Origin of the sequence: Chthoniobacter flavus Ellin428 (assembly GCF_000173075.1) — a bacterium.
Taxonomy (GTDB): Bacteria; Verrucomicrobiota; Verrucomicrobiia; order Chthoniobacterales; family Chthoniobacteraceae; genus Chthoniobacter; species Chthoniobacter flavus.
The window spans coordinates 195,437-203,550 of the sequence record NZ_ABVL01000014.1; the positions used below are offsets into that span (position 1 = coordinate 195,437).

Consider the following 8,114-nt stretch of genomic DNA (forward strand, 5'->3'; position numbering starts at 1 on the left):
GAGCGACGGCATTTCACGTCGTCACACATCCAGTCGCGCATTCAGCGCGTTGTCTTCGATGAACTGACGGCGGGGTTCGACGACGTCGCCCATCAAGATGGTGAACATGCGGTCGGCTTCGACGGCGTTGTCTTCGTTGAGTTCGACCCTCCACATCTTGCGTTTGTTCGGGTCCATCGTCGTCTCGTAGAGCTGTTTCGGATTCATTTCGCCGAGACCCTTGAACCGCTGAATGCTCAGCCCCTTTTTGCCGATCTCGATGACCTTGCTGTGAATCTCGGGGACGGTGAAGAGGGAGTGGGTAATCGCCTTGTCGCCTTCGCCTTCGATGAGCTCGAAGATGGGATGATCGCTGTCCGCGAAATGCTCGATCATTAGTCCCTTGCGGGCAATGTCCGCCACGAGCTTTTGCACGGCGTCGGACTCGTGCAACTCGATGAGACGGGCACGGCGGACCGGACCTTCCTCCTTCTTTCGGGAGGCGACTGGTTTTTCCGCGAGAGCTTCCCCCTCGACGGGATTTTCGGGTGCGGGATCTTCAAAGAGGCCGAGGTCGCGATTGTCCTCGTGGTAGCCACGGACGGCGGCCTCATCGAGGAAGTACTCGACGCTCTCATTGTTGCCGTCGCGCACCTTCACCATATAAGCGGGGAAGGCGCCGGTCGTGGAGTCGCGCCGGGCGAGATATTGCTCGAAGTCACCGCCGTGCCGCCGGATGGCTTCGCTGAACTTGGCCAGACGCTCGAGCAGATCGAGCAATTCCTTGAGCTGCGTGGCGGTGAAGATTTTGCCGTCGGCGAGATTCTTCAGCTTCACGTCCTCGGAGCCGAGCGTGATGAGGATGCGGTTGAGGGCGGCGTCGTCCTCGACGTATTCCTCGCGCTTCTTGCGTTTAATGAGGTAAAGCGGCGGACAGGCGATGTAGACGTGGCCGCCGCGGACGAGCTCGGGCATTTGCCGGTAGAAGAAAGTCAGCAGCAGAGTGCGGATGTGCGAACCGTCGACGTCGGCATCGGTCATGATGATGATGCGGCCGTAGCGGAGCCGTTTGATGTCGAAGGTGCCCTCGTTCTCCTTTTCCTTTTCGCTGGTAGCCATCCCGATGCCAGTGCCGATGGCGGTGATCAGCGTCTGGATTTCGGTATTCTGCAGCACCTTGTCGAGACGCGCCTTCTCCACGTTGATGATTTTGCCCTTGATGGGAAGGATCGCCTGAAAACGTCGGTCGCGCCCTTGTTTGGCGGAGCCACCGGCTGAGTCGCCCTCGACGACGTAGAGTTCGGTGAGCTCAGGGTCACGTTCGGAGCAGTCGGCGAGCTTGCCGGGCAGGCCGCCGCCGGTCATCGCACCCTTGCGGACGGTCTCGCGAGCCTTGCGCGCGGCTTCGCGAGCACGCGCGGCCATGAGACACTTGTCGATGATCTTTTTGCCAACGCCGGGGTTCTGATCGAAGTGGAGCATGAGCCCCTCGTAGCTAATCGAGCCGACGATGCTTTCCACCTCGGGCGAGATGAGCTTCACCTTGGTCTGCGATTCGAAGCGCGGATCCGGATGCTTCACGCTGACCACGGCGGCGACACCTTCGAGCACGTCGTTGCCGGTAATGGCCGGGTCCTTGTCTTTCAGCAGCGAGTTGTTCTTGGCGTACTGATTGATCGCGCGAGTAAGCGAACCGCGGAAGCCGCTGGAGTGCGTGCCCCCATCCGGATTCGGCACGGCATTCGTGTAACAGAGGAGCTGCTCGTTGTAGCTGTCATTGTAGTGCAGGCCGAACTCCACGATGATGCGGTCGCGAGTGCCCTTCACGAGGATGGGCTTGGGGTGCACGAGCGTTTTATTTTCCGAGAGTCGCGCCACGAAATCCTCGACTCCCTTGGGGTGCACGATCTGCACGGGACGCGCGCCCTCGGTGCGCTCGTCGAGGAAGGTGAAGGAGAGCGGCGCATTGATATACGCGAGATCATTCAAGCGGGTGATAATGCGCTCGCTCTTGAACTCCGTAGTCTCGTGAAAAATTTCCGGATCGGGCTTGAAAGTGATGAGGGTGCCGGTGTGGCGATTGTTCTTCACCTCGGCGATGACGTGAAGCTGCTGCTTGGTCGTGCCACGCTCGAACGACATGGCGTGGATTTTGCCATCGCGCGTGACTTCCACCTTGAACCATTCGGAAACGGCGTTGACGCATTTCGCCCCGACGCCGTGCGTGCCGCCGGAGTATTCGTAGTTGCCCTGGCCGTATTTGCCTCCGGAGTGCAGGCGGGTGAGCACGAGCTCGACGCCGGGGATGCCTTCCTCCTTGTTGATGTCCACCGGGATACCGCGGCCATTGTCGCGAATGGAGATCGATCCATCCGAGTGAATCGTGACATCGATGTGCGTGCAGTAGCCGGCCAGGAATTCGTCGACCGAATTGTCGAGCACTTCACTCACGCAATGATGCAGCGCCCTTTCGTCCGTTCCGCCAATGTACATGCCCGGCTTTTTGCGCACCGCCTCGAGTCCTTTCAACGAACTCAAGTCGTCAGCAGTATACTGCGTTTTGGTAGCAGCAGTTTCGGAGTTTGAGACAGCAGAATCGGCCATAAAGCGGGTGGGAAAAAATTACTCAGTTCAATGTAGGTTTGGGCATGGAAGCCCACAACGCTTTTTTTCCGCCAGCGCCAGCTTTTATCCAACCAATTGTGCTATTCAAATGAACATACCACAATATGTAGGTGGACAGGAGGCGAATTGCGTCATAATTCGCTTCTCGTGAAAACCGCCCTCCGACTCGGCTGGATAATCCTATGCCTCGTATTAACGCTAGGGGTGCGGTGCTGGAATATCCGCGAGGTTTTCGTGGAGGGCCACATTTACTTTTTGGACCCGGATTGCTATTCGCGGATGACCCGCGCGAAAATGATCGTGGAACATCCTGGAACGATCGTGCGACACCACGATTTCGAAAACTGGCCGCAAGGGGTGACCGCGCATACGACGGCGCCGTTCGACTATTTGATCGTGAGCCTCAAGTGGACGCTCGATGGACTCTTCAAGGTCTTCGGCAATGCGCAGAAGCCGAGTGTGCTGCGCGCGCAGACGCTCGATTTGGCTGGAGCGCTCGTCTCGCCGCTGCTCGGTGTGGCCGGGGCGCTGTTTCTGGCCTGGTGGCTGGCCAGGTTTCGCGTGCGGTTTGGGGGCGCGGCGCTGTTGTTTTATGCGCTCAGTCCGATCCTGGTGCATGGCACCGTGCTGGGGCGGCCGGATCATCAATCGCTACTCATGCTCACGCTCACCGTCGCGCTCGGCGCAGAACTCGCGCTGGCGCGGAAAGCGGAATCGCCGGATGCGGAATCGCTGGCGAGTGAGCGGCGCTGGGGATTGGTGAGCGGGATCGCGTGGGGCATGAGTCTGTGGGTGTCGCTCTATGAGCCGATCATTATGCTGGTGGTGACCGGGGCGCTTTGGCTGGCGCTGGATCGGCGGGCGTTTCTCTCGCGGCCACGGGTGCCGGGAGCGGTGGCCGGTCTGGCGATCGTGGTGTTTTCGATTCTGCTCGAAGGCTGGCCGGTGGCGATGCCCGATGCGGCGATCCGGCAGTATTTCGGGAATTGGGAAGGGCAGATTGGTGAACTGTCGCGCTTAAGCTTCGTGCAACTCTTTCCGTGGGTGGGGTGGTGGTGCCTGGCCAGCGTTGTTTTGTTATGGCTCGCCCGACGCGAGGATCGTCGCGCGCTGCCGATGTTGGTCATGCTCGTGGTCATCACGGCGCTTTCGATGTGGCAGGCGCGGTGGGGATACTTCCTCGGCATCGTCTTTGCGTGGACGTTGCCCTGGCAGATGCAGGCGCTGCGGCGTGGGTGGGCGGCGTGGCTCTTCTTCGTCGTGGGTTGGTGGCCGGTCATGGACGCGTGGGACAAGAGTCTTTTCCCCGATGATCTCATGCAGGATCAGCGCAACATGAAACGCGCGGAGTTGGTCGCGCTGCGCGGCCTTGCGTCCAATGTAATGAGCCAGAATGGCGGGCCGTTTCTCGCTTCATGGTGGCTGTCGCCGGAGATCGCCTACTGGTCGGGACAACCCGGTGTGGCCGGCAGTTCGCACGAGAGCCTGTCCGGCATTGTCGATACCGCGCGTTTCTTTTTGAGCGGCGATGCCGCGACGGCGGCAGAGATTTTGCGGAGACGTCGTGTGTTCTGGGTGGTGTCGGACGATTCCTCGCGCGATGTCGAAATGTCGGCCGAATTGCTCAAGGAGAAGCCGCCCGAAAAACCGCTGGCCGTGACGCTTTGGGATCACCCGGAGGATGCCCCGGATTTTCTCGTGGAGTGGAGTGGGCGCGTGGCGGTGCGGCCGGATGGGCTGCGCTTCTATCGCCTCTACGAAGTGGATAATGCTACACTACCCAAATGAGTGAATCGGATTTCGATTTTATTGTGATCGGTGGCGGCAGCGCGGGCTATGCCGGCGCGGCGACGGCTTCGCGGCTGGGACTGAAGACCGCGGTGATCGAGGGTGGGCCCGAGGTGGGCGGCTTGTGCATTCTGCGCGGCTGCATGCCGAGCAAGACCTTGCTCGAGAGCGGGCATCGCGCGGAGGAGATTCGCCACGCGGGCGAGTTTGGATTACGCGCCGCATACCAGGGCGCGGATGGAGCGGCGATTCGCGCGCGCAAGCGCAAGCTCATCGGCGAATTTGCCGACCACCGCCGAGGGCAGCTCGAAAATGGAAAATTCGATTTCATCCGCGGCGAAGCCGCGTTCGTCGATGCGCACACCGTCGAGGTGCGTTTGCTCGACGGGGGCACGCGCACGCTCACTGCGCGGACCTTCCTCATCGCTACTGGATCAAGCATCCAGTGGCACGATATTCCCGGCCTGCGTGAGACGGGATGCTGGACCAGCGACGAGGTGCTCGACAGCGAGCACATTCCGGCCTCGGTCGTGTTGCTCGGCGGTGGCGCGATCGCGCTGGAACTGGCGAGCTACTACCAGGGAATCGGCTCGCGCGTTACCGTCATCCAGCGCAGCGAACAAGTGCTGAAGGAGACCGATGCCGACGTCGCGGAGGAATTGGTCAAAGCGCTGGAGCATCGCGGCATGGAGATCTGCCGGAAGACCAAGCTGCTCAGAGTCGAGCGCGTCGGCGCGTTGAAGCGCGTCCACTTTTTCCATGAGGGGAAGGAGCGCTCGATCGATGCGGAGGAAATCGTCTACGCCTTGGGGCGTGCTCCGGCGATCGAGAAGCTGCAACTCGCAAGGGCCGGAGTGAAGACCGGGCATCACTCCATCGCGGCTGATTTACACCAGCGCTGCGGGCCGACTCACATTTTCGCCGCCGGTGATGTCTGTGGTCCGGTGGAAGTCGTACACATTGCCATCCAGCAAGCCGAGATCGCCGCGCGCAATGCCGCGCGCACACTCGGTCATCTCGATGGTGCGATGGAAAAAACCGACTACCGCCTCGCGCTCTTCGCCGTCTTCACGGATCCCCAGGTGGCCGCAGTCGGGCTCACTGAGCGGGATGCCCGCAAAAAGCATAAGATCGTCGTCGCAAAATATCCATTTGCCGACCACGGCAAAGCCATGATTCACGGTTCCCAGCACGGTTTTGTGAAACTCATCGCCGAGCGCGACAGCCAGCAAATCATCGGTGCTTCCTGCATCGGGCCGGATGCCGCGGAACTCATCCACGAGATCGTCGTGGCCATGCATTTCCGGGCCACGGCCCGCGATCTGATGCACATCCCGCATTACCATCCCACGCTCAGCGAAATTTGGACGTATCCGGCGGAAGAAATCGCGCACGAAATCAATCTCATGCCGCCATGAATCAACTCTTTCGATCAAACCCTTGACACCCCCAAGGCCGCACAGAATAGTCGCCCGTGTTTAACCGACTACGCTCGGGCGAAGCGAAGGGTTCCGATGAGGCTGAAGAGCCCACTCCCCCCGCTCCGCCTGTATCTGTACCCGCACCCGTATCACACACACCAAAACCAATCATGGCTGATCCAATCTCTGGCAAAAACCTGCTTTCCGCTGACGTTGAAATCAAGGGTTCCATCAAGTTTCAAAACGAACTCGTCATCGACGGTAAAGTCGAAGGCGAAATCACTTCCGCCGGCATTTTGACCGTCGGTGAAAATGCCGAAATCCGTGGCGAAATCAAAACGAAGTCCGTGACCGTGCTCGGCAAAGTGCACGGCAACATCACCGTCGAAGAGCGCTGCGAGCTCAAGGGCCGCGCGGTTCTGCAAGGCGACCTGAAGGCCGCTCGTCTGGTGATCGAGGACGGTGCGACGTTTGTCGGTAAATCGGAGGTCACTCCGGTCAAGGGCGCCATCAAGCAGCAATCGGAAGCGCCGCGCCCTCCGGCGCCGCAACCCGCACCCGCCCGGTAATCGCGGCCCTCTGTGGCCAGTCCTAATACACCGAAGCAACCCGAAAAGATCAGCGCTGATTGCCCGCACTGCGGCTTCAGTCAGCTTGAGTCTGCTTACGCCAAGTCGACCTTCTGCCGGAAGTGCGGCCAGCACTACAGCATAGAGAAGTTGCTCGCCAAAGAGGTCACGAGCCTCAAGGCGCCCTCGTTTCTCGACAAGATCACCAAGCTTGTCCAGGGCGAGAAGATTCGCGACATCTGCTGTTTTAGCTGCGGACACCGGCAGCAGGTCAGTACTTCCGCGCAGTCAAGCATCTGTCCGGGTTGCGGTTCCTACATCGATCTCCGCGATTTCAAGATCAGCGGTCCGTTCGGTCGTAGCATTCAGACCCAGGGAGACGTGGTCGTGACCTCGAAAGGGGAGATCACGAGCTCCAAGGTCTCGTGCGGCTCTGCGTACATCGAAGGCAAATTGCGCGGCAATCTCTTCTGCACCGGCATCGTCTCGGTGAAGATGCAAGGGAAGCTGCTCGGCAGCGTCGACACGCATCACCTCAATATCGTCAAGCGGGCCGACGTGGAATTCGTCCGCCCGGTGAAAGTCCATTCCGTGGAGATTCACGGGAAGATTTCCGCGCGCATCATGTGTGAGACGGGCGTGACTATTGCCAAGGGCGGCTGCCTGGAGGGAGTGGTCTACGCCAAGGCGATCAACATCGAGCGCGGTGGGATCTTCAGCGGCGAGCTCTTCATCGGGCAGCAGGAATTGACCCAGCCGGATTTGCTCGGCAAGGACGAGCATTCGGGGCTCTTTGGCGACGAATCGCTGGGGCTCGGCCCGGCTTGATTTAGATCGGCGAGGTTTCCCCCAAACAGATGGCGCGTTTCTTCCGCCGCAAACTCCCACCCCGGCTTGCCGTTCGGAAAGCCGGGTTATCCGAATGAGAGTCGCTATTCTGGTCTCCGGCCAGTGTCGGACGCTGGATGTTTGCCTGCCGAGCATCCAGCGGCAGGTTCTGGCCCATTTTCCCTCGGCGGATTTGTGGATCAGCGTCGCGGATGGATCGGACTCCGCGCAGGCATCCTTGCTGGCCAATACTGGCCTCCGGGTTTGCCTGCTGGAAAAGGTGAATCAGCCGACGCTGGACGAACGCGACTACCGCGCAAAATCGGTCGGCGGCAATTTTTATATCGGCGAGGGGTTGCACGATCGCACGATCGTCCAGCGCATTCTGCGGCAGGCCTGGCATCTGCGTCGGGTTTACGAGTGGTCGGCGACGAGTGGAAACGACTACGATGTTTACATCCGTTTGCGTCCCGATCAGTGGTTTTTCGTCGGCGTCCAGGGTTTGCCGGATATTTCTCCGACCACCGCGGTGGTGCCGTGGTGGGGGAGTTTCGATGGCGTGAACGATCGCTTCGCTGTTTTGGGAAAACACGCTGCGGAGGCCTATTGCTGGTGGCCATGCCTGGACCGTTGGCTGGCCGAAGGCTGCCGATTCCATCCCGAGACGCTAACCAAATATGCTCTGATGCGGGCGGGTTGTAAGATCGTTCACACCCCGGCGTCCGCTGCGACCCTGAAGCGTGACGAGTCCGGAAAGGTGAGCGTGCGGCCACCCGAGGTTCTGCCCACCGAGGTCATGGAATTGCAGTTGCCGAAGTAAGTTGGGGGATTGTCTCACAATCCAATTTCCGCATCGCAAATGATGCGCGTGCCGGTGGGCGCCGCGCCGTCGGTGCCCAGGAAA

General features: G+C 60.2%; 6 protein-coding genes. 5 read left to right on the forward strand and 1 reads right to left on the reverse strand.

Annotated elements, in window-relative coordinates; translation table 11 throughout:
• Positions 1 to 21 precede the first annotated feature (21 nt).
• Entirely contained in the window at positions 22 to 2,583 is a 2,562-nt protein-coding gene (locus CFE428DRAFT_RS21200) for a DNA gyrase subunit B (RefSeq protein WP_006981700.1), read from the reverse strand.
• 300 nt (positions 2,584 to 2,883) lie between these two features.
• Here CFE428DRAFT_RS21200 and CFE428DRAFT_RS21205 point away from each other — a divergent pair, with 300 nt between their 5' ends.
• The 5 genes from CFE428DRAFT_RS21205 (at position 2,884) to CFE428DRAFT_RS21225 (ending at position 8,030) form a co-directional block, all read left to right on the forward strand.
• The gene (locus CFE428DRAFT_RS21205; RefSeq protein ID WP_131989482.1) at positions 2,884 to 4,392 is read left to right on the forward strand and encodes a glycosyltransferase family protein; all 1,509 of its coding nucleotides are present in this window, start codon (positions 2,884 to 2,886) and stop codon (positions 4,390 to 4,392) included.
• Positions 4,389 to 5,810, forward strand: coding sequence for a dihydrolipoyl dehydrogenase family protein (locus tag CFE428DRAFT_RS21210; RefSeq protein ID WP_006981702.1), 1,422 nt, complete (start codon positions 4,389 to 4,391; stop codon positions 5,808 to 5,810). The genes CFE428DRAFT_RS21205 and CFE428DRAFT_RS21210 overlap by 4 nt, the downstream gene beginning before the upstream one ends.
• A 173-nt stretch (positions 5,811 to 5,983) precedes the next feature.
• Positions 5,984 to 6,382 (forward strand): bactofilin family protein, encoded by a 399-nt coding sequence (locus CFE428DRAFT_RS21215; RefSeq protein ID WP_006981703.1) that lies wholly within the window; start codon positions 5,984 to 5,986, stop codon positions 6,380 to 6,382.
• 12 nt (positions 6,383 to 6,394) lie between these two features.
• Entirely contained in the window at positions 6,395 to 7,210 is an 816-nt protein-coding gene (locus CFE428DRAFT_RS21220; protein WP_006981704.1) for a polymer-forming cytoskeletal protein, read from the forward strand.
• Between the two features lie 94 nt (positions 7,211 to 7,304).
• Positions 7,305 to 8,030 carry a DUF7796 domain-containing protein gene (locus tag CFE428DRAFT_RS21225; RefSeq protein WP_006981705.1) on the forward strand — a complete coding sequence of 242 codons (726 nt, stop codon included), beginning with the start codon at positions 7,305 to 7,307 and terminating at the stop codon, positions 8,028 to 8,030.
• Positions 8,031 to 8,114 lie beyond the last annotated feature (84 nt).

What these genes read in the sequence shown, in the direction of transcription:
- CFE428DRAFT_RS21205 (WP_131989482.1), top strand. Translation starts at nt 2,884, where the DNA reads ATGACCCGCGCGAAAATGATCGTGGAACATCCTGGAACGATCGTGCGA.
- CFE428DRAFT_RS21200 (WP_006981700.1), bottom strand. Translation starts at nt 2,583, where the DNA reads ATGGCCGATTCTGCTGTCTCAAACTCCGAAACTGCTGCTACCAAAACG.
- CFE428DRAFT_RS21210 (WP_006981702.1), top strand. Translation starts at nt 4,389, where the DNA reads ATGAGTGAATCGGATTTCGATTTTATTGTGATCGGTGGCGGCAGCGCG.
- CFE428DRAFT_RS21225 (WP_006981705.1), top strand. Translation starts at nt 7,305, where the DNA reads ATGAGAGTCGCTATTCTGGTCTCCGGCCAGTGTCGGACGCTGGATGTT.
- CFE428DRAFT_RS21215 (WP_006981703.1), top strand. Translation starts at nt 5,984, where the DNA reads ATGGCTGATCCAATCTCTGGCAAAAACCTGCTTTCCGCTGACGTTGAA.